This is a genomic window from Nocardia sp. NPDC050717, assembly GCF_040654275.1.
Taxonomy (GTDB): domain Bacteria; phylum Actinomycetota; class Actinomycetes; order Mycobacteriales; family Mycobacteriaceae; genus Nocardia.
Genome location: NZ_JBFAHR010000011.1, coordinates 37,634 through 62,289, shown reverse-complemented (window position 1 = coordinate 62,289; position 24,656 = coordinate 37,634). Strand labels below are relative to the sequence as shown.

Annotated in this window: 23 protein-coding genes; 11 read left to right on the top strand and 12 right to left on the bottom strand. The window is 70.1% G+C overall.

Translation table 11 applies throughout. The annotated features are described in order from the left end of the window. Nucleotides 1-64: 64 nt before the first annotated feature. Genes pgl through tkt form a run of 5 tightly spaced genes read right to left on the bottom strand, consistent with a single transcriptional unit; the run spans nt 65 to nt 6,610 of the window. Nucleotides 65-850: a 6-phosphogluconolactonase gene (pgl, locus tag AB0H56_RS21840; protein ID WP_357166173.1), complete on the bottom strand. Its 786-nt coding sequence runs from the start codon at nt 848-850 to the stop codon at nt 65-67. Then, a complete protein-coding gene (opcA, locus tag AB0H56_RS21835) occupies nt 843-1,751 on the bottom strand; it encodes a glucose-6-phosphate dehydrogenase assembly protein OpcA (RefSeq protein ID WP_186817348.1) in 909 nt (302 codons plus the stop codon). Before opcA ends, pgl begins: the two co-directional genes overlap by 8 nt. Continuing rightward, nucleotides 1,748-3,322, bottom strand: a complete 1,575-nt coding sequence (gene zwf / locus AB0H56_RS21830) for a glucose-6-phosphate dehydrogenase (RefSeq protein WP_357166170.1) — start codon at nt 3,320-3,322, stop codon at nt 1,748-1,750. The genes opcA and zwf overlap by 4 nt, the downstream gene beginning before the upstream one ends. Nucleotides 3,323-3,326: 4 nt before the next feature. Further along, entirely contained in the window at nt 3,327-4,463 is a 1,137-nt protein-coding gene (gene tal, locus AB0H56_RS21825) for a transaldolase (RefSeq protein ID WP_357166167.1), read from the bottom strand. Nucleotides 4,464-4,468: 5 nt separating this feature from the next. Continuing rightward, on the bottom strand, nt 4,469-6,610 hold the full coding sequence (gene tkt, locus AB0H56_RS21820; protein ID WP_357166164.1) for a transketolase: 2,142 nt from the start codon (nt 6,608-6,610) through the stop codon (nt 4,469-4,471). A gap of 483 nt (nt 6,611-7,093) precedes the next feature. On the opposite strand from tkt, the gene AB0H56_RS21815 reads away from it, so the two are divergent. Then, a complete protein-coding gene (locus AB0H56_RS21815; RefSeq protein WP_357166599.1) occupies nt 7,094-8,029 on the top strand; it encodes a heme o synthase in 936 nt (311 codons plus the stop codon). Nucleotides 8,030-8,118: 89 nt separating this feature from the next. Here the strand turns inward: AB0H56_RS21815 and AB0H56_RS21810 are convergent, their stop codons facing one another. Then, complete coding sequence (locus AB0H56_RS21810; protein WP_357166161.1) at nt 8,119-9,615, bottom strand: FAD-dependent monooxygenase; 1,497 nt, start codon at nt 9,613-9,615, stop codon at nt 8,119-8,121. 98 nt (nt 9,616-9,713) lie between these two features. Here AB0H56_RS21810 and AB0H56_RS21805 point away from each other — a divergent pair, with 98 nt between their 5' ends. Next, nucleotides 9,714-10,313 carry a TetR/AcrR family transcriptional regulator gene (locus AB0H56_RS21805; protein ID WP_357166158.1) on the top strand — a complete coding sequence of 200 codons (600 nt, stop codon included), beginning with the start codon at nt 9,714-9,716 and terminating at the stop codon, nt 10,311-10,313. 230 nt (nt 10,314-10,543) lie between these two features. On the opposite strand, the gene AB0H56_RS21800 is transcribed toward AB0H56_RS21805, so the two are convergent. After that, on the bottom strand, nt 10,544-11,509 hold the full coding sequence (locus tag AB0H56_RS21800; RefSeq protein ID WP_357166155.1) for a quinone oxidoreductase: 966 nt from the start codon (nt 11,507-11,509) through the stop codon (nt 10,544-10,546). A gap of 76 nt (nt 11,510-11,585) precedes the next feature. Here AB0H56_RS21800 and AB0H56_RS21795 point away from each other — a divergent pair, with 76 nt between their 5' ends. Further along, the gene (locus AB0H56_RS21795; protein ID WP_357166152.1) at nt 11,586-11,954 is read left to right on the top strand and encodes a hypothetical protein; all 369 of its coding nucleotides are present in this window, start codon (nt 11,586-11,588) and stop codon (nt 11,952-11,954) included. Nucleotides 11,955-12,016: 62 nt separating this feature from the next. On the opposite strand, the gene AB0H56_RS21790 is transcribed toward AB0H56_RS21795, so the two are convergent. From AB0H56_RS21790 to AB0H56_RS21770, 5 genes are all read right to left on the bottom strand, one after another. After that, nucleotides 12,017-12,991: a heme A synthase gene (locus AB0H56_RS21790; RefSeq protein ID WP_357166149.1), complete on the bottom strand. Its 975-nt coding sequence runs from the start codon at nt 12,989-12,991 to the stop codon at nt 12,017-12,019. A gap of 67 nt (nt 12,992-13,058) precedes the next feature. Beyond that, on the bottom strand, nt 13,059-13,841 hold the full coding sequence (locus AB0H56_RS21785) for an ABC transporter permease (RefSeq protein ID WP_357166146.1): 783 nt from the start codon (nt 13,839-13,841) through the stop codon (nt 13,059-13,061). After that, the gene (locus AB0H56_RS21780; protein WP_357166596.1) at nt 13,838-14,767 is read right to left on the bottom strand and encodes an ABC transporter ATP-binding protein; all 930 of its coding nucleotides are present in this window, start codon (nt 14,765-14,767) and stop codon (nt 13,838-13,840) included. Before AB0H56_RS21780 ends, AB0H56_RS21785 begins: the two co-directional genes overlap by 4 nt. Next, the gene (mptB, locus tag AB0H56_RS21775) at nt 14,767-16,485 is read right to left on the bottom strand and encodes a polyprenol phosphomannose-dependent alpha 1,6 mannosyltransferase MptB (protein ID WP_357166143.1); all 1,719 of its coding nucleotides are present in this window, start codon (nt 16,483-16,485) and stop codon (nt 14,767-14,769) included. The genes AB0H56_RS21780 and mptB overlap by 1 nt, the downstream gene beginning before the upstream one ends. A 79-nt stretch (nt 16,486-16,564) precedes the next feature. Further along, the gene (locus AB0H56_RS21770; RefSeq protein WP_357166140.1) at nt 16,565-17,497 is read right to left on the bottom strand and encodes a rhomboid family intramembrane serine protease; all 933 of its coding nucleotides are present in this window, start codon (nt 17,495-17,497) and stop codon (nt 16,565-16,567) included. A 204-nt stretch (nt 17,498-17,701) separates the two neighbouring features. On the opposite strand from AB0H56_RS21770, the gene AB0H56_RS21765 reads away from it, so the two are divergent. The 8 genes from AB0H56_RS21765 to AB0H56_RS21730 all read left to right on the top strand — a co-directional run bounded on the left by AB0H56_RS21765 (nt 17,702) and on the right by AB0H56_RS21730 (nt 24,597). Then, a complete protein-coding gene (locus AB0H56_RS21765; RefSeq protein ID WP_357166137.1) occupies nt 17,702-18,568 on the top strand; it encodes a metalloregulator ArsR/SmtB family transcription factor in 867 nt (288 codons plus the stop codon). Continuing rightward, on the top strand, nt 18,565-20,001 hold the full coding sequence (gene sufB / locus AB0H56_RS21760; RefSeq protein WP_067981090.1) for a Fe-S cluster assembly protein SufB: 1,437 nt from the start codon (nt 18,565-18,567) through the stop codon (nt 19,999-20,001). Before AB0H56_RS21765 ends, sufB begins: the two co-directional genes overlap by 4 nt. Continuing rightward, on the top strand, nt 20,001-21,179 hold the full coding sequence (gene sufD, locus AB0H56_RS21755; RefSeq protein ID WP_357166133.1) for a Fe-S cluster assembly protein SufD: 1,179 nt from the start codon (nt 20,001-20,003) through the stop codon (nt 21,177-21,179). Before sufB ends, sufD begins: the two co-directional genes overlap by 1 nt. Nucleotides 21,180-21,215: 36 nt before the next feature. After that, entirely contained in the window at nt 21,216-21,983 is a 768-nt protein-coding gene (gene sufC, locus AB0H56_RS21750; RefSeq protein ID WP_280303200.1) for a Fe-S cluster assembly ATPase SufC, read from the top strand. Between the two features lie 5 nt (nt 21,984-21,988). Further along, nucleotides 21,989-23,251 carry a cysteine desulfurase gene (locus tag AB0H56_RS21745; RefSeq protein WP_357166129.1) on the top strand — a complete coding sequence of 421 codons (1,263 nt, stop codon included), beginning with the start codon at nt 21,989-21,991 and terminating at the stop codon, nt 23,249-23,251. Nucleotides 23,252-23,254: 3 nt separating this feature from the next. Beyond that, a complete protein-coding gene (sufU, locus tag AB0H56_RS21740; RefSeq protein WP_110035482.1) occupies nt 23,255-23,731 on the top strand; it encodes a Fe-S cluster assembly sulfur transfer protein SufU in 477 nt (158 codons plus the stop codon). Next, nucleotides 23,731-24,114: a metal-sulfur cluster assembly factor gene (locus AB0H56_RS21735; protein WP_357166125.1), complete on the top strand. Its 384-nt coding sequence runs from the start codon at nt 23,731-23,733 to the stop codon at nt 24,112-24,114. The genes sufU and AB0H56_RS21735 overlap by 1 nt, the downstream gene beginning before the upstream one ends. A 108-nt stretch (nt 24,115-24,222) precedes the next feature. Further along, the gene (locus tag AB0H56_RS21730; protein ID WP_357166122.1) at nt 24,223-24,597 is read left to right on the top strand and encodes a hypothetical protein; all 375 of its coding nucleotides are present in this window, start codon (nt 24,223-24,225) and stop codon (nt 24,595-24,597) included. The last annotated feature ends 59 nt before the right edge of the window (nt 24,598-24,656 follow it).

Sequence of the window (24,656 nt, the reverse complement as noted above, 5' to 3'; positions counted from 1 at the left end):
GATATCGATCGGGCGGGTGGCCGCGCCGCGCGGGACCTGGTGAGGGTTCCCGCGCGGCGTCGGTCTACTCCTCGTCGAGCAGGAGGTCGGAGGCGGCGGCCTCGTCGATGACCCAGGTGGTCGACTCGATGCCGACCGCGCCCGCCGCGGGAACGTCGTCGGGGGAGGCGCCGTTGACGGCGGCGGCCACCGCGGCAGCCTTGCCCTCGCCGCTCACCACCAGCATGACGTGCCGGGACCGATGCACCGCGGGCAGCGTCAGGCTCACCCTGGTCGGCGGCGGCTTCGGGCAATCGTGCACGGCCACCACGTAATCGGTCTGCTCGCGCACCGCGGGGGAGTGCGGGAACAGCGAGTTCATGTGTCCCTCCGGCCCCATCCCGAGGACGGTCAGGTCGAACTCGCCGCGCTCGTCGAGCTCGGTGTGCACGAGCTGGGCGTAGGCGGCGGCCGCGGCCTCCGGCGAACCGTAGGTGCCGTCGGAGGCGGCGATCGGGAACACGTGTGCCGGATCGAGCGGCACGTGGTCCAGCAGCGCCTGCCTGGCCTGCAGCTCGTTGCGGTCGGCGTCGCCGTCGGGGACGAACCGTTCGTCGCCCCAGTAGACGTAGAGCGCCGACCAGTCGATGGCGCCCGGGTTCTGCCGGACGCGCTCGAGCAGCCGGATGCCGTCGCTGCCGCCGGTCAGCGCCACCGAGGCGGTGCCGCGTTCGGCCTGGGCCGCGACGATCACGTCGACGAAGCGCTCGGCCGCCGCGTCCGCGAGCAGGTCGGCGTCGTCGTGGACCTCGATCGTGTCGGCGGGGAATTCGGCGCCGAGCTCGTCGTGCACGTCGATATGGTCACTCATAGGTCACCTTCTCGATTCCGGCGAGCGCCTCGGCGTAGATCTCGTCGGCGTCGAGCCGGCGCAGTTCCTCGGCGAGGCAATCGCGAGTTTCCCGGCGCGCCAGCGCGATTCGCTGGTCGGGTTCACCGGTGCGGGTCAGCGTTGCGGTTCTGCCCAGTTGCGGTCTGCTGATCGCGATCGAATCCGTGCCGCGGTGCACTTCCACCCGCAGCTCACCCGTCCGGCGACGGACGGGACAGTCGAGGCGCGAGGCCAGCCAGCCCGCCAGCGTGTCCAGCGCCGGTTCGCTGGCCAGTCCGGACACCGTCACCGAGGTGACCGGCTCGAACGGCGGTTCGTCCAGCGCCGCGGCCAACAGCGCCCGCCAGTAGGTGATGCGGCTCCACGCCAGGTCGGTGTCGCCCGCCGCGTAGGAGTGACGGCGTTTTTTGATGGCGGCCTGCGGGTCGGGCGCGAAGGTGGCGTCGGTGATCCGGCGCTTGGCCAGCTTGCCCACCGAATCCAGGGAGGGGAACTCCGGCGCGCCCCGCGGCCACCACGCCACCACCGGGGTGTCGGGCAGCAGGAACGGGGTGACCACGCTGCTCTCGTGGTTCACCAGCGGACCCTGCAATCGCAGCACGATCACCTCGGCCGCGCCCGCGTCGCCGCCGACCCGGATCTGGGCGTCGAGGCGGGCCTCGGCGTCGCGGTCACCGCGCGCCAGCACGATCACCCGGCACGGGTGCTCGCGGCTGGCGTCGTTGGCGGCGTCGATCGCGTCCTCGGCCTCCGAGGAATCCAGCGTGCACACCACCAGCGTGAGCACCCGGCCCTGGGTGATGACGCCGTTGGTCTCGCGCAGCTGCACCATCCGCTTGCCGACCTCGACGGTGTTCGTGTCGGGCATGTCGACGATCACGGGCGCCGCCATTCCCGCCCGCTGCGCGCGAGCATCTCCTCGGCCGAGGCGGGACCCCAGGTCCCGGCCTCGTAGGGTTCGGGCTTGCCCTCGGCGGCCCAGTGCGTGAGCACGGGATCGAGGATGCGCCAGGACAATTCGACTTCGGCGTTCACCGGGAACAGCGACGGCACGCCGAGCAGCACATCGAGGATGAGCCGCTCGTAGGCCTCGGGGGAGGACTCGGTGAACGCCTCGCCGTAGCTGAAGTCCATGTTCACGTCGCGCACTTCCATGCCGGAGCCCGGCACCTTGGAACCGAAGCGCAGGGTGATGCCCTCGTCCGGCTGCACCCGCACGACCAGCGCGTTCTGGCCGAGCTCCTCGGTCATCGTCTGGTCGAAGGGCAGGTGCGGCGCGCGCTTGAACACCACCGCGATCTCGGTGACCCTGCGGCCCAGGCGTTTTCCGGTGCGCAGATAGAACGGCACACCCGCCCAGCGGCGGTTCTCCACGTGCACGGTGATCGCGGCGAAGGTCTCGGTGCGCGACTGCGGGTCGAAGCCTTCCTCCTCGTGCAGGCCGACCACGTGCTCGCTGCCCTGCCAGCCCTCGGTGTACTGGCCGCGCGCGGTGGTCTCGTCCAGCGGTTCGACGAGCTTGGTCGCCGAGAGCGCCTTGATCTTCTCGGTGGTCAGCTGCTGGGGCTCGAAGGAGGTGGGTTCCTCCATCGCCGTCAGCGCCAGCAGCTGCAGCAGATGGTTCTGGATGACGTCGCGGGCGGCGCCGATCCCGTCGTAATACCCCGCGCGCCCGCCCAATCCGATGTCCTCGGCCATCGTGATCTGCACGCTGTCGACGTAGTTGGCGTTCCAGATCGGCTCGAATAGCTCGTTGGCGAAGCGCAACGCCAGGATGTTCTGCACCGTCTCCTTGCCGAGATAGTGGTCGATGCGGAAGACCTGCTCCTCCGGGAACACGCGGTTCACCAGGGCGTTGAGTTCCTTCGCGCTCTCCAGATCGTGGCCGAAGGGCTTCTCGATCACCACCCGCCGCCACGGCAGGTAGCCGTCGGCGTCGACGCCGGTGGGCTGGGCGAGGTGGTGCTCGGAGAGCTGATCGAGCACCACGGGGAACATGTTCGGCGGAATCGACAGGTAGAAGGCGTAATTGCCACCGGTGCCGCGGGTTTCGTCGAGCGTGCGCAGGGTGTCGGCGAGGGTCGCGAACGCGACGTCGTCGTCGAAACTGCCCTGCACGAACCGCAGCCCCTCGGCCAGGTTGTCCCAGACCTCCTGGCGGAAGGGCGTGCGGGCGTGCTGTTTCACCGCGTCGAGGACGACGGCGGCGAAGTCCTCATCGGCGTAGTCGCGCCGGGCGAAACCGACCAGGGCGAAACCAGGGGGCAGCAGCCCCTGGTTCGCCAGGTCGTAGATGGCCGGCATCAGCTTCTTGCGGGACAGATCTCCGGTGACACCGAAGATCACCAAGCAGCACGGGCCCGCGATGAAGGGGACCCGTTTGTCTCGTTCGTCGCGCAGCGGGTTGTGCCACAGCCCCGCCGCCTGATCCGTCGATGCTGTGCCGGCCATCGGGTCAGTTGCCCCCCGCCGCCGCGGTACGCAGTTCGGCGGTGGTGGCCTCGAGCAGTTCGTTCCACGCGGACTCGAACTTGTCGACGCCTTCGCGCTCGAGCAGATCGAACACGTCGGCCAGGTCGATGCCGACCGCTTCCAGGTCGGCGAAGACCTGGGCGGCCTCGACGGCCTGGCCGCTGAGGGTGTCGCCGCGGACCTCACCGTGGTCGGCGAAGGCCTCCAGGGTCTTCTCCGGCAGGGTGTTGACCGTGTTCGGGCCCACGAGCTCGGTGACGTAGAGGGTGTCCGGGTAGTCCGGGTTCTTCACGCCGGTCGAGGCCCACAGCGGCCGCTGCCGGTTGGCGCCCTGGGAAGCCAGGTGGTTGTAGGTGGAGGTGTGTGCCCCACCGTCGAACACGTCCTGGTACTCGGCGTAGGCGAGGCGGGCGTTGGCCACACCGGCCTTGCCGCGCAGCGCGAGCGCCTCCGGGGTGCCGATCGCGTCCAGGCGCTTGTCGATCTCGGTGTCCACGCGGGAGACGAAGAACGACGCGACCGAGTGGATCTTGGCCAGGTCGTGGCCGCCGATCTTGGCGTTGCGCAGACCGTCGAGGTAGGCGCCCATCACCGCGCGGTAGCGCGGCACCGAGAAGATCAGCGTCACGTTGACGCTGATGCCCTCGCCGATCACCGCGGTGATGGCGGGCAGGCCCGCCTCGGTGGCCGGGATCTTGATGAACAGGTTCTTGCGGTCGACGATCTTCCACAGCTCGATCGCCTGGGCGACCGTCTTGTCGGCGTCGAAGGCGAAGCGCGGGTCGACCTCGATCGAGACGCGGCCGTCGACGCCGTTGGTGGCCTCGAACACCGGGGCGAGCACGTCGCAGGCGGCGCGCACGTCGTCGGTGGTCATGGTGCGGATCGCGGCGTCGGCGTCGGCGCCCTGTCCGGCGAGCTCGGTCAGCTGGCCGTCGTAGTCGTGGCCCTTGCTCAGCGCGGCCTGGAAGATGCTCGGGTTCGTGGTGACACCGACGACGCTCCTGGTCGCGACCAGGTCGGCGAGATTGCCGGACTTGATCCGATCACGGGACAGATCGTCGAGCCACACCGAGACGCCCGCGGCCGAGAGCGCGGCGAGATTCTCGTTCTGTGCCATTGGTTTTACCCCTTCACCTTGTCGGTCGAACGCAGCGCGGCGGCGACGACGGCATCGGCGGTGATACCGAACTCGGAGTACAGCTTCTTGAAGTTGGCGGAGGCGCCGAAGTGCTCGATACCGACGACCTCACCGGCGTCACCGACGAAGCGGTGCCACGGCATCGCGATACCGGCCTCGACGACCACCCTGGCACGCACCGACGGCGGCAGCACCTCGTCGCGGTAGCCCTGCTCCTGCGCGTCGAACCATTCCACACACGGCATCGAGACCACCCGGGTCGGGATGCCCTGCTCCTCCAGGGTAGTGCGCGCGGCCACCGCGAGCTGGAGCTCGGAACCGGTGCCGATGAGGATCACCTGCGGGGTGCCGGTGGAGGCCTCGGCCAGCACGTAGCCGCCCTTCCTGACGCCCTCGTAGCTGGTGCCCTCGAGGGTCGGGACGTCCTGGCGGGTCAGCGCCAGCGCGGACGGGCCGTCCTGGTGCGGCGCGTCGTGCACCGAGAAGTGCGAGGTGTGCTCGTCGGAGTCGCGCTCGAGGACGGTGCGCCAGGCGTGCACGGTCTCGTTCGCGTCGCCGGGGCGCACGACGTTGAGGCCGGGGATCGCGCGCAGCGCGGCCAGGTGCTCGATCGGCTGGTGGGTCGGGCCGTCCTCGCCCAGACCGATGGAGTCGTGGGTCCAGACGTAGATGGCGGGCACCCGCATCAGCGCGGCCAGGCGGACGGCCGGGCGCATGTAGTCGGAGAACACCAGGAAGGTGCCGCCGTAGGGACGGGTCGGGCCGTGCAGCGCGATGCCGTTGAGGATCGAGCCCATCGCGTGCTCACGGATGCCGAAGTGCAGGGTGCGGCCGTAGGGCTGCGCCTTCCACATGCCGGTGGAGATCGACTCGGGGCCGAAGCTCGGCTGGCTGGGCATCGTGGTGTTGTTGGACTCGGCCAGGTCGGCCGAGCCGCCCCACAGCTCGGGCAGCTCGTCGGCCACGGCGGCCAGGAACTTGCCGGAGGCCTTGCGGGTGGCCATGCCCTTCGGGTCGGTCTCGAAGGTGGGCAGCGACTCGGTCCAGCCCTGCGGCAGCGACCGGGTCTGCAGGCGGTCGAACAGGGCCTTGTTCGACGGGTTGGCCGTGGCCCAGGCGTCGAAGTCGGTCTGCCACTTGGCCTTCGCCTCGGCGCCGCGGGCCAGGGCCTTGCGGGTGTGCTCGATGACGGCCGGGTCGACGTCGAAGGACTTCTCCGGGTCGAAGCCGAGGGCCTGCTTGACGGCGGCGACCTCGTCGGCGCCCAGCGCCGCGCCGTGCACGCCGCCGGTGTTCATCTTGTTCGGCGCGGGGAAGCCGATGATGGTGCGCAGGATGATGATCGAGGGCTTGGCGGTCTCGGCCTTCGCGGCCTCGATCGCGGCCTCGATCGCGACGACGTCCTCGCCGCCCTCGACGACCTGCACGTGCCAGCCGTAGGCCTCGTAGCGCTTGGCCACGTCTTCGGTGAAGGCGATGTCGGTGTCGTCCTCGATGGAGATCTCGTTGTCGTCGTAGATCACCACGAGGTTGCCCAGCTGCTGGGTGCCCGCGATCGAGGAGGCCTCGGCGGTGACGCCCTCCTGCAGGTCGCCGTCGGAGGCGATGGTGTAGATGAAGTGGTCGAACGGGCTGGTGCCCGCGGGGGCGTCGGGATCGTAGAGGCCGCGCTCACGGCGGGCCGCCATGGCCATGCCGACCGCGGAGGCCAGACCCTGGCCCAGCGGGCCGGTGGTGATCTCGACGCCGTCGGTGTGCCGGAACTCGGGGTGGCCGGGGGTCAGCGAGTCCCACTGGCGCAGCTGCTCGAGGTCGGTGAGCTCCAGGCCGAAACCGGCCAGGTAGAGCTGGATGTAGAGGGTGAGGCTGGAATGCCCACAGGACAGCACGAACCGGTCGCGACCGACCCAGCGCGGCTCCGCGGGATCGTGGCGCATGGTGCGCTGGAAGAGGGTGTAGGCGACCGGCGCGAGGCTCATCGCGGTACCGGGGTGCCCGTTGCCCGCCTTCTGCACCGCGTCCGCGGCCAGGACACGGGCGGTGTCGACGGCCTTGGTGTCGAGGTCCGTCCAGTCGCTGGGGTAGTTCCGCTGAGTGAGGGCGCGAATGTCGTCTGTGACTGACACGACCGTGGTTCTCCTGACCTAGGTTTCGTCGACGGCGATACATGGCAGCGGCGATGTGGATGTCGTACGGACCGCACGCGGCCTGGGTGCGTACCGATGTACACCCCTACCCTAGTGGTGGAGCTCCACGGGACCGGCGCGAACCCTGGTTGTGAGTCTAGAGGGGTGCGGCGACACCGTTCGCGGTGTCGGTGGCATCGCCCGGCGCGTCCGGTGATGGCTCGCCGACGTCACCGTTCACCTGCGCGTCGGCGCGGGTTCACCGCCGCGGGTGGCCTCGAGGGCGCCGTGACGGGGCCCACGGTGGCGGGGCCCTGGCGTGGAGCGGCACCGGCGTGGGTCTACCATCGTCTGTAGTAGTGGCCGCGCCGCAGCCGCGCGCTGCTGGTTCCAATGCCGGATGCGAAGCACAGCGTGCGAGGAGAAACAGTGCGGATCGATCCCCAGCCGGGTAGTAGCGGTGCGCACAATTCCTCGACGGCGCTGGCCGACCGGATCACCGGCGACGGACTCGTCGCCAAGATCCTGCGCAAGCCGCTGGCCTACATCGCGCTCACCAAGCCGCGCGTCATCGAGCTGCTGCTCGTCGCCACCATCCCGACGATGCTGCTGGCCGATCGCGGCACCGTCGACATCCGGCTGATCCTGGTCACCCTGTTCGGTGGCTGGATGGGCGCCGCCAGCGCCAACACCCTCAACTGCGTCGTCGACGCCGACATCGACAAGGTGATGAAGCGGACCGCGCGCAGGCCGCTGGCCCGCGACGCGGTGCCGACCAGGCACGCCCTGGTCTTCGGCGTGGCGCTCGGGGCGATCTCGTTCAGCTGGCTGTGGTGGCAGGCCAACCTGCTCAGCGGTGTGCTGGTGGTCGCGACGATCCTGTTCTACGTCTTCGTCTACACCAAGGGCCTCAAGCGGCGGACCTCGCAGAACGTGGTGTGGGGCGGCGCCGCGGGCTGCATGCCCGCCCTCGTCGGCTGGTCGGCGGTCACCGGCACCATCGGCTGGCCCGCGATCGTGCTGTTCCTGGTGATCTTCTTCTGGACGCCGCCGCACACCTGGGCGCTGGCCATGCGCTACAAGGAGGACTACCGCGCGGCCGGCGTGCCGATGCTGCCGGTGGTCGCCACCGAACAGGCCGTCACCAAGCAGATCGTCATCTACACCTGGCTGACCGTGCTCGCGACCCTGGCGCTCGTCCCCGCGACCGGCGTCATCTACGCGGCCGTGGCCCTGGTCGCCGGCGCCTGGTTCCTGCTGATGGCCCACCAGCTCTACGCCGGGGTGCGCCGCGGGGAATCGGTGAAGCCGCTGCGGCTGTTCCTGCAGTCGAACAACTACCTGGCCGTGGTGTTCTGCGGTCTGGCCGTCGACTCGGTGCTCGGCTGGACGACCCTGGGCAGCCTCGTCGGGCTCTGACGCACTTCGCACGAACCGGTGGCCGGGCAGCGATGCCCGGCCACCGGTCTGTTCGGGCTGTCGTCGGCGCGACGTTCCGGCTCGGCGGGCTACCAGCGATCGGCGAGGTGGCCGTCCGGGCGGATCAGGACCTCGGTGCCCGGGGTGGCCGCGTAGGCGGTGAAGGCGTGACCGTCGGCGTCGACGAGGTGTGCGTGAACGCCCGCGACATCCGTGCGCGTGGGGGCGATCGAGCCGGCGCGGTGAATATCGATCGTGTGGACTCCGGCGCCGCCGAGCTGGGCGCGCATCCGTGGCGGCGCCGTGGCGGTGCCCGCCTCGGCGTCGGTGGACGGCCCGAATCGCAGCAGGGTCGCGTGCGGGCCGCGGAAGACGTCGAACAGGCGGATCCGCGCGCCCGTGGCGTCGGCGAGCGGCGCGTCCGGCGCGCGGTCGCCCGCGACCAGCGGCCCCTGCGCGGTGGGGGAGCGGTAGGTGATGCCGAGCTGGCCGGTCGCCGGGCCGCGGCGCATCGCGTCCTCGTCGCCGTCGACGAGCTTGTCGAGCAGGTCGGTGCTCAGGCCGAGGACGTGGGCCGCGACGGCACGGCGCTCCGGTTCGTAGGTGTCGAGCGGGGCGAGGTCGCCGTCGAGCGCCGCCGCCAGTTTCCACCCCAGGTTGTACGCGTCCTGGACACCGGTGTTGAGGCCCTGGCCGCCGGTCGGCGGATGCACGTGGGCGGCGTCGCCCGCGAGCAGGACGCGGCCTGCGCGGAAGCGTTCGGCGAGCCGGATGTTGGGGCGCCACACCGTGACCCACGAGAGGTCACCCAGCGTCAGGCCCAGCCCGGGCGCGTGCCGGTCGGCGAGAGCCTGCAGGGTGGTGAGGTCGGCGCGCTGGTCCAGCGACAGGGGAGCGGCGAACTGGAAACGCCGCCCGCCCGGCAGGGGTGAGAGCGCGAAGCCGGTCATCGGTTGGTCGGCTGCGGCGGCGAACCAGTACCCGAAGTCGTGGTCGAGGTCGTCGGCGCGTACATCGCCGAGCAGCATCCTGATCGATTCGTCGGTGGTGCCCTCGAACGCGATGCCGAGGCGCTTGCGGACCGTGCTCGCGCCGCCGTCTGCGCCGACCAGATAGCTCGCCCGCACTGTCTGCCTGCTCTCGCCTCGTGCGAGCACCGCGGTGACGCCGATGTCGTCCTGGGTGACATCGACCAGCGCCGTACCGAATTCGACGCGCCCACCGAGTGCGGTCAAGCGTGCGCGCAGGATCGCCTCGGTGTCGGACTGGCCGAGCACCCAGCCGTTCGGATACGGCACCGCCGGTGTCGGCGCGACCGGATCGGCCATCCGGCGCTCGCCGGCGAACTCGCCCGCGAAGTACGCGCGCATCACGGGGAGATCGCGCCCGGCGGCGAACACCGCCTCGAGCACACCGAGATCGTCGAACACCTCGAGCGTGCGCGGCTGGATGCCGTCACCGCGCGAGCCATGGAAGGGCGACGCCGCCCGGTCGATGACGCGCACCCCGATCCCACGGCGCAGGAGATCGATGGCGAGGGTGAGGCCGGTAGGGCCCGCACCGGCGACGAGTACCTGGTCGGACATGGGGATTACCTCCTGAGAATCTGGCTGAATCGATATTCAGTGAATATGAATTCAGTTTCAGTGTTGGTAGCCTGCCTGTCAAGAGGAGGTGGCCGGAGATGGGCAGCAGGCGGGAGAAGTCCGCGGAGACCGAGCAGGCGCTCAAGGACGCCGCCCGGCAGGTGTTCGCCGAACACGGCTACCTGAACGCGAAGATCACCGACATCACCGCGGCCGCGGGCCGCGCCGCCGGTTCGTTCTACAACCACTTCGCGAGCAAAGAGGAACTGCTCCAGGCACTGCTGGCCGACCTGGCCGCGGCGGGCGACGAACGCACCGCCGATCCCGAGCACAACGGCGACTTCACCGATCCGGCGGCGGTGCGCTACCACGTGCGGGCGTACTGGAGCTTCGCGCGCGAACACGCGCCGGTGCTGCGCGCGATCGAACAGGCGGCCCAGGTCAGTCCCGAATTCGCCCGGGTCGTCGCGAGTTTCGGGACAGCGCAGCGCGCCGACATCGCCGACCATGTGGCCGATTTCCCCGAGCACGGGCTCGCACTGCCCGGCACGGTCGACGCGAGCCTGGCGATGATGTTCGCGGCGGCCGACGGACTGCTGCGGATGATCGCGGACGGCGCGGTGACGATGACCGACGACGAGGCGATCGAATCACTCACGCGCTTCGTCTACCGGGGACTCACCGGCCGCGACTGCTGAGCCCCGACAAGGCCGCCCAGGACCGTGCCGGATGGACAGCGAAGACCCCGCTGCCGAACGCGGGCGACGAGGTCTTCGGAGTTCCAGGAAAGCTGCCTCGCTCCACCGGCGACCCGAACCGGACGCGACGCGCGCCGAAGTGAGTCGCGCACCGCGCCGACGAGCGCTCCTGGGTCGTCGCTGTGGTGGCACGGCTGCCTCGCCGAACCGGGACGCGCCGCAGCGAGCCGCTACGGCAACAGCACGATAGAGCCGGTGGTCTTGCGTGCCGCGAGATCGCGGTGGGCCTGGGCCGCGTCGGCGAGCGGGTAGGTGGCCCCGATCCGCAGGTTCAGCGTGCCCGCGGCGATACCGTCGAAGACATCGGTGGCGCGCCACAGGAATTCGGCCCTATCCCGGGTGTAGGCGCCGAGCGAGGGACGGGTCAGCCAGAGCGAACCGGCCGGGTTGAGGCGCTGCGGGTCGAACGGGGGCACCGCGCCGCTGGCCGCGCCGAACAGGGCGAGGGTGCCGCGGACGCGGAGCGAGGCGAGACTGGCCTCGAACGTGCTCGCGCCGACGCCGTCGTAGACCGCGGCGACGCCGGTCCCGCCGGTGAGTGCGCGGACCCGGTCGGCGAGGTCGTCGCCGTAGCGCAGCACCTCGGCCGCCCCCGCCGCGCGCGAGAGCTTCTCCTTGTCGTCGGTGGAGACCGTGGTGATCACCCGCGCGCCCTTGGCGGCGGCCATCTGCGTCAGCAGCAGGCCGACACCACCGGCGCCCGCGTGGATCAGCACCGGGTCGCCGGGCTCGGGCCGGAACACCGATTCGACGAGGTAGTGCGCGGTCATGCCCTGCAGCAGCGCGGCGGCCGCGACGGTCGCGTCCACGTCGTCGGGCACCTTCACGGCCACAGCCGCGTCGACGGCGACGCGGTCCGCGTAACTGCCCGGCGCCGCCGCCCACGCGACCCGGTCGCCGACGGCGAACTCGGTCACCTCGGTGCCGACCTCGGCGACGACGCCGGTGCCCTCGGAGCCGGGAACATAGGGCGTCTGCTGCGGGTACAGGCCGGTGCGGAAATAGGTGTCGATGTAGTTGACGCCCACGGCCTGGGTGTCGACCAGCAGCTGACCCGGCCCGATCGGCGGATCCGCCACCTCCACGTACCGCAGAACCTCGGGACCGCCGTGCTCGGAAACCTGAATCGCATGCATGAGTCCCCTTTGTACACCCCGTGTTCGACGCCACTCGGGGGTGGACGCGCGACTACCGGCCGGTAAACTCCCCGGCATGAGTGCAACCGCCGCCGCCCCCGCCGCCGTGAAGGTGCCTGCCGAGGTCGAGAAGTCCATCGTCAAGTTCGTCGCCGAGCACGGTGGTTCGGGCACGGCCGTGCTGCAGTACATCGGTGAGCAGGGCGTGCGGATCACGCTGGTCGGCGCCGACGGCATCCTGGGCGACCGGGTGGTCGCCGATCTGGCGACCGCGAAGGCGATCGTGGCCAAGGTCGACGGGCTCACCGAGACCGACGAATGGAACCGCGAGCTGGTCTCCGTCGTCACCCCGACCGCGTCGCACTGGAAGAAGATGGCGGGCTGGGTCGCCAGGCAGACCCGGTTCCCGAAGGCCCGCAACGCGGACCTGTTCGCCGGCGCCTGAGCTCGGCACCGAACGAGAACTGCCCGCGATCACCGTGATCGCGGGCAGTCGTGCGTTTCGGGTCAGGACACCGCGGGCGCGGCGACACCGGCAGGCGCCTCGACCTTCTCCCTGGTCCGCAGCGAGGCCCACAGCGCGGCCGTGGCCGCCGTGCACGCCGCCGCGCCACCCACGTGGATCGCGACGAGCGCGGCGGGCACATCGGTGAAGTACTGGACGACACCCACCAGCGACTGCGACAGCACCAGCCCGAGCAGCACGAACAGCCGCGTGCGGATCGCCGGGGTGATCCCCACCGCGAACAGGCCGAACGCGAGCCCGACCAGCAGCGCCAGATAGCCGACGAGCAGCTGCGAGTGCAGGTGCACCAGCGTGACGATCTCGACCTGCAGCCGCTCGACCTGGCGCTCGATGCTCTTGTCGCCCGCGTGCGGTCCGGCCGCGGTGACCAGCGTGCCCGCGATCAGCACGCCGGCCAGCGCGACGCCGCTCAGCGCCGTCAGCCAGCGCAGGGGAGCGGGTACCTGCACCGTCTCGATGCCGTCGTCGGGCTGGGCGATCTTGGCGTAGAGCACCACCGCCAGCCACACCATCACCATCGACGCGAGCAGGTGCACCGCCACGGTCCACCACAGCAGGCCGGTGCGCACGGTGATGCCGCCGATGACGGCCTGCACGACGGTGCCCGCCGGCATCAGCCAGGCGTAGACCCGCACGTCCTTGCGCCGGCGCGCCCGCAGCACGGCCAGCACGATCAGCCCGGCGAACAGGGACACGACGAAGGTGAGCAGCCGGTTGCCGAACTCGACGGTCTGATGCAGGATCGGCACCTCCGACACTCCCACGGGGGTGAAGCTGCCTGGGAAGCACTGGGGCCAGGTGGGGCAGCCGAGGCCCGACGCGGTGACGCGCACGATGGCGCCGGTCACCGAGATGCCTGCCTGGGTGAGGACGACGGCGGCGGCGATGAGCAACTGCACCCGCAGTGAGGGGAGCGGCAGCCGGTCGACGAGTCGCATGAAGGCGCGATACAGCACGTCACGATGGTACTGGCCGCCCGATCGCGACCGATACCCGGGCTACTACGGTGCGTCGTTGATCACGTCAGCTGAACCGGAACAGCCGGGTCGCCAGCGCCCCGCACACCACGCCCCACGCCACGAGCACCGCGACGCCGAGCCAGTCGACCGCCCCCGCCAGGGCCGCTTCCAGCGCGAAGGCCAACGCGCCGGAGGGCACCAGCCGCACGAGCACGGTGAGCGCCGTCGGCAGCGAGTCGCTGACCAGCACCAGGCTGGCGATCCCGAGCATGACGAACCAGCAGATGTTGGCCAGGGCCAGCACGACCTCGGCTTTGAGCGTGCCGCCGAGCAGCAGGCCCATCGCGGCGAAGGTCGCGGTGCCGAGCGCGATCACCAGCGCGCCGAGCGCCAGCCCGCCGAGTCCGGGCCGCCAGCCCAGCGCGACACCGATCAGGCCGAGCAGGAGCGCCTGCAGGACGACGACGATGAGCACCGCCGCGCACTTGCCCGCGATCACGCCCCAGCGCGGCAGCGGGGTGGCGCCGAGCCGTTTGAGCGCGCCGTAGCGCCGGTCGAAGCCGACGGCGATGGCCTGGCCGGTGAACGCCGTCGACATGACCGCGGTCATCATGACCATCGGCACGATCTTGTCCACCCGGTGCTCGCCGAACTCGCCGAACGGCAGCAGGGTGAGCCCGACCAGCAGCGTGATCGGGATGAACATGGTGAGCAGCAGCTGCTCACCGTTGCGCAGCAACAGCTTCAGTTCCAGCGCCGTCTGCGCGGCCAGCATCGCCGCCCGGCTCGCGGGGCGCGGGTCGGGCGTGAAGGTGCCGGGCAGGAACCGGCTGGTGGTCTCGGTCATCCGCGCAGGTCCCGTCCGGTCAGTTCGAGGAAGACGTCCTCGAGGCGGCGCTGGTCGATCCGGATGTCGGTGGCCAGCACGTCCATCCTGGCGCACCAGGCGGTGACGGTGGCCAGTACCTGCGGGGTGATCTCGCCTTCGATCAGGTAGGTGCCCGGCGTGGTCTCGCGTGGCGAGAAGCCTTCCGGCAGAGCCGATTTCAGCAGCTCGATGTCGAGTTTCGGTGGGGCGCAGAAACGCAGCTGGCCCGCGGCGCCGTGCGCGGTGACCTCGGCGGGGGTGCCCGCGGCGACGATCTGTCCGTGATCGATGATCACCAGCTGGTCGGCGAGCTGTTCGGCCTCGTCCATCATGTGCGTCGTGAGCACCACGCTCACCCCGTCGCGGCGCAGCGCGTCGATCAGCTCCCACACGATCAGCCTGGCCTGCGCGTCGAGGCCCGCGGTCGGTTCGTCGAGGAACACGATCTCCGGGCGGCCGACCAGGGCGCAGGCGAGCGCGAGCCGCTGCTGCTGACCGCCGGACAGGCGCCGGTACGGCGTGCGGCGGTGCTCGCTCAGGCCGAGGGTCGACAGCAGCCAGCCGGGATCGATCGGGTCGGCGGAGTAGGCGGCGACCAGGTCGAGCATCTCGCCGGCGCGGGCGCCCGGGTAGGCGCCGCCGCCCTGCAACATGACGCCGATCCGGGGACGCAGCTGTTCGGAGTCGGCGATCGGGTCGAGCCCGAGGACGCGGACCGTCCCGGCGTCGGGCCGCACGAAGCCCTCGCACATCTCGACGGTGGTGGTCTTGCCCGCGCCGTTGGGGCCCAGCAACGCGAACACCTGGGCCTGCTCGACCTCGAACCGCAGGCCGTCCACCGCGGTGGTCGCGCCGTAGCGCTTGACCACACCGTCGATGCTGACAGCGGGGCCAGGTCCTGTCATCACGAGGTCACACGGTAAGCCGTGCCCTGCTGTGACTCAGCCGACACCCCCGGCTGCGCGCGCCAGGGCAGGGTGTGCCGGGTGAGCGCGTAGAACAGCCCGAAGCAGATCGCGGCGGCCAGTGCGGCGCCGATGATCTGGAAGACCTGGAACTCCGCGCCGCGCGGCATCACCAGCATCGAGACGACCGCCGAGAACGCGACCGCGGGGATGCGGAACACCGGCTGTGTCGCCCAGGCCGCCAGTGGCACGATCGCCCACAGCAGGTACCAGGGCTGGACCACCGGGAACAGCAGCACGATCGCGCCGAGGGCGACGCCGAGCGCGCCGACCGGGTGCAGGCGGCCGGTGCTGGTGGCCACGAGCATGCGGACGGTGACGAAGGCCGCGACCAGGGCCGCGATGGGCCGGGTGATCGACAGCAGCGCGGTGGTGTGGTCGCCGAGCCCCAGCAGCACGCCGCCGAATCCGGTGATGATGCCGATGACCGTCGGCAGCGACATCCAGCTGCGCACGGCGCTCGCCGTGTTGAGGGTGAAGATCCAGCCGAAGCCGAGGCCGCTGGCCCAGCTCACGAAAAGTGTTGTCACCGCGGCGATCACGCCCAGCAACAGGGCGGCCTTCAGGACGGCCTTCAGGTCGCCGCCCCAGCGCCTGGCCAGCGCCATGCCGACGAAGCCGAGCGCGATGATCGAGGTGAACTTCACCGACGACGACAGCGTGATCACCACCGCGCCGCCGATCAGCAGCCCGTAGGCCCTGGCGTCGAACGGCGCCGTGACCGGCCCGGTCAATCGGTCGGGCTCGCCGCCGTCGCCGTAGATCGCCCGCAGCATCAGCTCGACGCCCGCCAGCATCAGGCCGAGCATCAGCGCGTCGTTGTGCACGCCGCCGACCAGGTGGAACAGCACCAGGGGATTGGCGGCACCCAGCCACAGCGCGCTGACCGGCGCCACGCCACAGCGCACCGACAGCCGCGGCAGTGCCCACACGATCAGCGCCACGCCGGCCAGCGCCAGCAGGCGGTGGACCCAGACGCCGGCGATGATGTTGTCCCCGGTCAGTTCCGCGATGCCGCGCCCGATCCAGAGGAACAGCGGGCCGTAGGGCGCCGGGGTGTCGCGCCAGATGGTCGGCACGTTGTTGGTCAGGACGTTGTCGATCCCGAGGCCCGCGACGGGACCCTCGTCGTACGGGTCGATGCCGCGCGCGGCGATCTCGCTCTGCGCCAGGTAGGAATAGACGTCGTTGCTGAACATCGGCGGCGCCACGCTGAGCGGGATGATCCACAGCAGCAGCGTCCGGTCCAGCTGCGACCTGGTCAGCCGGTGGATCGGCGAACCGGCCAGCCCGCCGATCGCGAAGCGGCCCAGCAACAGCCACGCGCCGATCACCAGGACGGTGCCGAACATGCACATCGCCAGCGAGCCGGTGTGCGCCCGCGCGAAGATGCCGAAGACCCGCATGCCGGAGACCGGGTTCTGGTGCACCGGCTGCGCGCCGATGCCCAGCGCCGCGATCGCCATGAGCACGGCGCCGGTGGCGCCCATGAGCCGGATCCGGTCCAGTTGCGCGCGCTCACGCTTGTCGAGGCCGGGGACCTCGCTCTCGTCGCGGTGCAGCACCGCGACGGTGTGATCGGGCGCCGGTACGTCGAACCCGAGAGCCCGTCTACCGAACGCCGATATCTTGCGCGCCGCGCCCTCCAGTACCGCCACGAGGAGCGAGCCTAGTGTGGTCGGCCGCGAGTGGCGGTGTTCCGGTCCGCCGCTCGCCGTCGACCGGCGCGGACGGCGGTCAGCGCGGCGCCGGGACCTGGAGGTCGGCGGGGGCGCTCACCCGCACGGGCTGCGGCGGGATCTCGTCGCGCGTCATCAGGGTCGCGACGCCGGCGACGGCGAGACACGCGGCCGCCACCGCGGCCAGTGCCGCCCAGCCGATGCGCCGCGCGGCCTCCTGGGTCCGCGCGGACAGCCAGCCGGGCACGAACAGGATGCCGAGCGCCGCGAGCGTGCCCGCCGCGAGTCCGCCGAGGTGCCCCCACAGCGAGATCCCCGGCAGCGAGAAGCTGATCAGCACATTGACGCCGATCACGACCAGCATCGGAGTGGGGCTCTGCCGCAACCGGATCAGGGTCACGGTGACCGCGCCGAACAGGCCGTACACCGCGCCCGAGGCGCCGGCGGTCGCGGTGATCGAGTCCGACAGCGCCATCACCGCGGCCGAACCGCCGAGCAGCGACACCAGGTAGACGCAGGCGAAGCGGGTCCGGCCGAGCACCTGCTCGAGATCGCGGCCGACGACATACAGCGCGAACATGTTGACCAGCAGGTGGATCGCGCCGTAGTGCAGGAAGCCCGACCCGAGCAGCCGCCACCACTGGCCGTCGGCGACCAGCAGCGGGACCAGGACGAACTCCCGGAACAGCGCCGAGCCGCGGTAGTTGTCCATCGCGCTGCCTGCCTGCGCGGCCGTGATCACGTAGACGAGCACATTGATCGCGATCAGCCCGTAGGTGACCGCGGGGAACGTGGCGCCCGCTCGCCCACCGCCGACGGTGCGGACCGGCCGCACCTCGCTCTGTCCCTGCCGCACGCAGTCCACGCAGTGCTGGCCGACCGCCGCGGGGCGCAGGCAGTCCGGACAGGCGGGCCGTCCGCAGCGCGTGCAGGCGAGTCCGGTCGGTCGATCGGGATGACGGACGCACGTGGGCGCGGGCGGGTTCGACACCCGACCATCCTGCCACGGCCCGCCGGTCCGGGCCGTCTCCGCGCTGGACTGTTGACCATGTGCGCGGGCGCGAATTCCGGCGGATCGAGCCCGCGTCGAGGTGTGCGATGAGTCACCCCCGCGCGCGGCGGAGCACCGCGTCCGAGGGCCGCACCTGGGGTTTTGCCGGGCCCCGGGCGCCGCGGATGATCTTCGTCGCAGGTCATGGCACCCTTTGTCAGGACACCCTTATTAGATTTAGGGAACGAATTCCGCCACACTTGTGTTGTGAAAACCGTGGGTTTGCGGACAGACGTGGACGGGACCGGTCGTAAGACGACCGGCGCCCGCTCGTCCGCTGGTCCAGTGACGACCGCGCACGAAGGGCAGACCAGGGCGGCGATCGTCCAGTTGCTGCTCGAAGAGGGCCCGATCACCGCGACCGCCATCGGCGCCGCGCTCGGCCTCGCGCCCGCGGGCGTGCGCAGGCATCTCGACGCGCTCATCGACTCCGGTCAGGCGCGGGCGAGCCGGTCGGCGCCGTGGCAGCAGAAGGGCCGGGGCCGCCCGGCCAAGCAGTATCAGCTGACCGCGGCGGGCCGGGGCACCCTCGGCCACGCCTATGACGATCTGGCCGGTGCGGCGATCCGCCAGCTCGGTGAGATCGGCGGCGACGCGGCCATCGAGGAGTTCGCGCGCAAGCGTGTCCGCACGATCGTCGACGGCATCGAACCCGTCGCCGAGCACACCGCCCCCGAGATCGAGGCGAAGGTCACCGAGATCGCGGACGCGTTCTCCGACGCGGGCTTCGCCGCCACCACCCGCCAGGTCGGGGCCGGTGTGCAGATCTGCCAGCACCACTGCCCGGTGGCCCACGTGGCCGAGGAGTTCCCGCAGTTGTGCGACGCCGAACTGGACGCTTTCCGGGACCTGCTCGGCACCCACGTCCAGCGACTTGCGACCATCGCCAACGGCGATTGCGCCTGCACCACCCACGTACCGCTGGTCGCGCTCCCGAAAACAGCCGCCACCCCATCCGCCGCACAGCCCGCGGCGGGACGAACGAACGACTCCGGAAGGAGTGCCGAATGACGACGACCACCGACCAGGCGCAACCGCTGACCCAGGACGAGACCATCGCCTCGCTGGGCAACTACGGTTACGGCTGGGCCGATTCGGATGTGGCCGGTGCCAGCGCGCAACGCGGCCTGTCGGAGGCTGTCGTTCGCGACATCTCGGCCAAGAAGAACGAGCCGGAGTGGATGCTCGACATCCGCCTCAAGGCGCTGCGCATCTTCGATCGCAAGCCCATGCCGAACTGGGGTTCCAACCTCGACGGCATCGACTTCGACAACATCAAGTACTTCGTGCGCTCGTCGGAGAAGCAGGCCGAGAGCTGGGAAGACCTGCCCGAGGACATCAAGAACACCTACGACAAGCTGGGCATCCCCGAGGCCGAGAAGCAGCGCCTGGTCTCCGGTGTCGCCGCGCAGTACGAGTCCGAGGTCGTCTACCACTCCATCCGTGAGGACCTGGAGAAGCAGGGCGTCATCTTCCTCGACACCGACACCGCGCTCAAGGAGCACCCGGAGATCTTCCAGGAGTACTTCGGCTCGGTGATTCCCGCGGGCGACAACAAGTTCTCCGCGCTCAACACCGCCGTGTGGTCGGGTGGCTCGTTCATCTACGTGCCGCCGGGCGTGCACGTCGACATCCCGCTGCAGGCCTATTTCCGGATCAACACCGAGAACATGGGCCAGTTCGAGCGGACGCTGATCATCGTCGACGAGGACGCCTACGTCCACTACGTCGAGGGCTGCACCGCGCCGATCTACAAGTCCGACTCGCTGCACTCCGCGGTCGTCGAGATCATCGTGAAGAAGGGCGGCCGCTGCCGCTACACGACCATCCAGAACTGGTCCAACAACGTCTACAACCTGGTCACCAAGCGGGCCAAGGCCGAGGCGGGCGCCACCATGGAGTGGGTCGACGGCAACATCGGCTCCAAGGTCACCATGAAGTACCCGGCGGTCTGGATGACCGGTGAGCACGCGCACGGCGAGGTGCTCTCGGTCGCGTTCGCCGGCGTCGGCCAGCACCAGGACACCGGCGCCAAGATGCTGCACCTGGCCCCGCACACCTCCTCGACCATCGTGTCGAAGTCGGTGGCGCGCGGCGGCGGTCGCGCGTCGTACCGCGGTCTGGTGCAGGTGAACAAGGGCGCCCACGGCTCCAAGTCGACCGTGAAGTGTGACGCGCTGCTGGTCGACACGATCAGCCGCTCCGACACCTACCCCTACGTCGACATCCGCGAGGACGACGTCACCATGGGCCACGAGGCGACCGTCTCCAAGGTGTCCGAGGACCAGCTGTTCTACCTGATGAGCCGCGGTCTCACCGAGGACGAGGCGATGGCGATGGTGGTGCGCGGCTTCGTCGAGCCCATCGCCAAGGAACTGCCGATGGAATACGCCCTCGAGCTGAACCGCCTGATCGAACTGCAGATGGAAGGAGCCGTCGGCTGATGGCCGTGGACAACGTTGCCGAGGCCGCCGAGGCTCGCATTCCGGCGATCAACAAGGGCGAGGTGTTCACCTCGTTCGATGTGAACGCGTTCGAGGTGCCCTCGGGCCGCGACGAGGAGTGGCGGTTCACCCCGCTGCGCCGCCTGCGCGGCCTGCACGACGGCACCGCCGTGCGTGACGGCGTGCCGACCGTCGAGGTCACCCCGGTCGAGGGTGTCACCGTCGAGACCGTCGACCGCTCCGACGCACGTCTCGGTCAGGCGGGCACCCCCGCCGATCGTGTTGCCGCCCAGGCCTACTCGGGCTTCGAGTCGGCGACCGTCGTGTCGGTCGGCGCGGAGACCGAGGTCGCCGAGCCCGTCACGATCACCGTCACCGGTCCCGGCGAGGGCAAGACCGCCTACGGCCACCTGCAGATCCGGCTGGGCAACTTCGCCGCCGCCACCGTGGTCCTGGACCAGCGCGGCAGTGGCACCTACGCCGAGAACGTCGAATTCGTGCTCGGGGACAGCGCCAAGCTGACCGTCGTCGCCGTCCAGGAATGGAACGAAGACGCCGTGCACACCACCGCGCACCACCTGAAGCTGGGTCGCGACGCCACCGTGCGCCACTTCGCGGCCACCCTCGGCGGCGATCTGGTGCGCCTCACCGGCACCGTGCGCTACGCCGGTCCCGGCGGCGAGGCCGAGCTGTTCGGCCTGTACTTCGCCGACGCGGGTGAGCACTTCGAGCAGCGCCTGCTGGTCGATCACTCCGAGCCCAACTGCAAGTCCAACGTGCTCTACAAGGGCGCGCTGCAGGGTGATCCGAAGTCCCCCAAGGGCGATGCCCGCACCGTGTGGGTCGGCGACGTGCTGATCCGCGCGGCCGCCGAGGGCACCGACACCTACGAGGCCAACCGCAACCTGGTGCTCACCGACGGCGCCCGCGCCGACTCGGTGCCGAACCTGGAGATCGAGACCGGCGAGATCGCCGGCGCCGGCCACGCCAGCGCCACCGGCCGCTTCGACGACGAGCAGCTGTTCTACCTGCGCGCTCGCGGCATCCCGGAAGACGTCGCCCGCCGCCTGGTGGTGCGCGGCTTCTTCCACGAGATCATCCAGAAGATCGCGGTCCCCGAGGTCCGGGAGCGGCTCGAGGCGGCCATCGAGGCCGAGCTCGCCACTGTCGGTATCTGACACCCCTCACACTCCCCACGAAGGAATTCGAATTCGATGACCACCTTGGAAATCAAGGACCTGCACGCCGAGATCACCACCCCCGAGGGTGAGTCCAAGAAGATCCTCAACGGCGTGAACCTGACCGTGAAGTCCGGCGAGACGCACGCCATCATGGGCCCCAACGGCTCGGGCAAGTCCACGCTGTCCTATGTGATCGCCGGTCACCCGAAGTACACCGTCACCCAGGGCACCATCACCCTCGACGGTGAGGACGTGCTGGAGATGTCGGTCGACGAGCGCGCTCGCGCCGGCCTGTTCCTGGCCATGCAGTACCCGGTCGAGGTGCCCGGCGTCTCGATGTCGAACTTCCTGCGGACCGCCGCCACCGCCGTGCGCGGCGAGGCGCCCAAGCTGCGCACCTGGGTCAAGGAGGTGAAGGAGTCGATGAAGGAGCTCGACATCGACGCCGCCTTCGCCGATCGCTCGGTGAACGAGGGCTTCTCCGGTGGCGAGAAGAAGCGCCACGAGGTCCTGCAGCTGGGTCTGCTCAAGCCGAAGATCGCGATCCTCGACGAGACCGACTCCGGCCTGGACGTCGACGCGCTGCGCATCGTCTCCGAGGGTGTCAACCGCTACAAGGAGCGCGAGAACGGCGGCGTGCTGCTGATCACCCACTACACCCGCATCCTGCGCTACATCCAGCCCGACTTCGTGCACGTGTTCGTCGGCGGCAAGATCGTCGCCGAGGGTGGTTCCGAGCTGGCCGAGGAACTCGACGCGAACGGCTACGTGCGCTTCACCTCCGCGACCGCTGGAGCCTGACAACCATGACCGCTGTGTCCGTCTCGGGGCCCGCCCTCGACGTCGCCCGGATCCGGGCCGACTTCCCGATCCTGAACCGTACGGTCCGGGACGGGAAACCGTTGGTGTACCTGGATTCCGGTGCGACCGCGCAGCGTCCGCTGCAGGTGCTGGACGCCGAGCGCGACTTCCTGCTCACCCGCAACTCGGCGGTGCACCGCGGTGCCCACCAGCTGGCGGAGGAGGCGACCGACTCCTACGAGGACGCCCGCGTCGCCATCGCCCGCTTCGTCGGCGCCGACGCCGGGGAGATCGTGTTCACCAAGAACGCGACCGAGTCGCTGAACCTGGTGGCCAACGCCTTCGGTGACGACCGGTTCCCGTACAAGGTGGGTCGGGGCGACGAGATCGTGATCACCGAGCTCGAGCACCACGCGAATCTCGTTCCGTGGCAGGAACTCGCGCGCCGCACCGGCGCCACGCTCAAGTGGTACGGCATCACCGACGACGGCCGCATCGACCTGGATTCGCTCGAACTGTCGCCCGCGACCAAGGTTCTCGCGTTCACCCACCAGTCGAACGTGACCGGCGCGGTCGCCCCGGTGGCCGAACTGGTCCGCCGGGCCAAGGACGTGGGCGCGCTCGTCGTGCTCGACGCCTGCCAGTCGGTGCCGCACATGGCGGTGAACTTCCGTGAGCTCGGCGTCGACTTCGCCGCGTTCTCCGGCCACAAGATGCTCGGCCCGATGGGTGTGGGTGGACTGTGGGGCCGTCGGGCGCTGCTCGAGGAGACCCCGCCGTTCATCACCGGTGGCTCGATGATCGAGACCGTCACCATGGAGAAGACCACCTACGCGCCGCCGCCGCAGCGCTTCGAGGCGGGCACGCCGATGACCTCGCAGGTCGTCGGGCTGGCCGCCGCGGTCCGCTACCTGGAAGATCTCGGCATGGACGCGATCGCCGCGCACGAGCACGCGCTCACCGGCGCCGCGCTCGAGGGCCTGCGCGGGATCGACGGCGTGCGGATCATCGGTCCCACCGAGAACGTGGACCGCGGTGGCGCGGTCGCGTTCGTGGTGGACGGGATCCACGCGCACGACGTGGGCCAGATCCTCGACGACCAGGGTGTGGCCATCCGGGTCGGGCACCACTGCGCCTGGCCGCTGCACCGCAAGTTCGGTGTCGCGGCGACCGCGCGGGCGTCGTTCGCCGTCTACAACACCCTCGACGAGGTCGACGCGCTGGTGCAGGCCGTGCGGAAGGCTCAGACGTTCTTCGGAGTTGCATAAGACATGCGCATGGAGCAGATGTACCAGGAAGTGATCCTGGACCACTACAAGCACCCGCACCACCGCGGGCTGCGGGAGCCGTTCGGTGCCGAAGTGCACCACGTGAACCCGACCTGCGGTGACGAGGTGACCCTGCGCGTACACCTCGACGACGCGGGCGAGGTCGCCGACGTCTCCTACGACGGTCAGGGCTGCTCGATCAGCCAGGCCGCCACCTCGATCCTCACCGATCAGGTGATCGGGCTGCCGGTGCAGCAGGCGCTGAAGGTCGTCGACTCCTACAGCGAGATGATCTCCAGCCGCGGCACCGTCGAGGGCGACGAGGACATGATCGGCGACGGCATCGCACTCGCGGGCGTCGCCAAGTACCCGGCGCGCGTGAAGTGCGCACTGCTGGGGTGGATGGCGTTCAAGGACGCCGTCGTGCAGATCGCCTCGGCCGAAGATGCCAAGCCTGCCATGGGAAATGGGGAAGCGTGATGAGTGAGACACCGGCTGCCGAAGCCACCGAAGCCGCGCCCGCCGAGGTGGAGCTGTCTCCCGAGCAGATCCAGCACCTCGAGGATCTCGAGGAGGCCATGCGCGATGTCGTCGACCCCGAGCTCGGCATCAATGTCGTCGACCTCGGCCTGGTCTACGGCATGTCCGTCGACGACGAGAACATCGCCACCCTCGACATGACGCTGACCTCGGCGGCCTGTCCGCTGACCGACGTCATCGAGGACCAGTCCCGCAACGCGCTGGTGCGCAGCGGCCTGGTCGAGGACCTGAAGATCAACTGGGTCTGGATGCCCCCGTGGGGCCCGGACAAGATCACCGAGGACGGCCGCGAACAATTGCGCGCACTCGGCTTCACGGTGTAGTACCCGTGCGAAAGCCCGGATCCCGATGGGGTCCGGGCTTTTTCGTTCTTCCTGGACTTCCCGCGCGTGCTTCGTCGCCGGTTCGGCCGGGACGGGGATCATGGGGGAATGACGGAGCCGAATCGGAACAGCACCCTGGCGCGCGGAAAATTGGCGCTGGCCGGTGGGCTCGCCGCCGTGGTTCTCGCCCCGGTCGCCGCCGCCCTCACCGCGACCGTCTATCGCTTTCCCGTGCCCCTGGTCGGCTACACCAGCGGCGTCGGCGGCGCCCTGACCGCGGCCGTCGGCAGCCTGTTCTACCTGGTGCTCGGCGGTGCGCTGGTGCTCGCCGCGCTCGGCGCGTTCGGCGGTGTGCTGATCACGTGGGGAAATCCGGTCGGCACGCGCCGCAATTATCTTCTCGCCACGGGATCGGGAATGGTCGCGGCCATTCTGGGCGCGCTCGGACTGGCGCTGCTCGAGTACGTGGTCGGTCCGTGGTGATGTAAACCTCTGGTGGGGTGTGATTCTGCTCAATTCTGTTGGACGACCACCGATGTTCG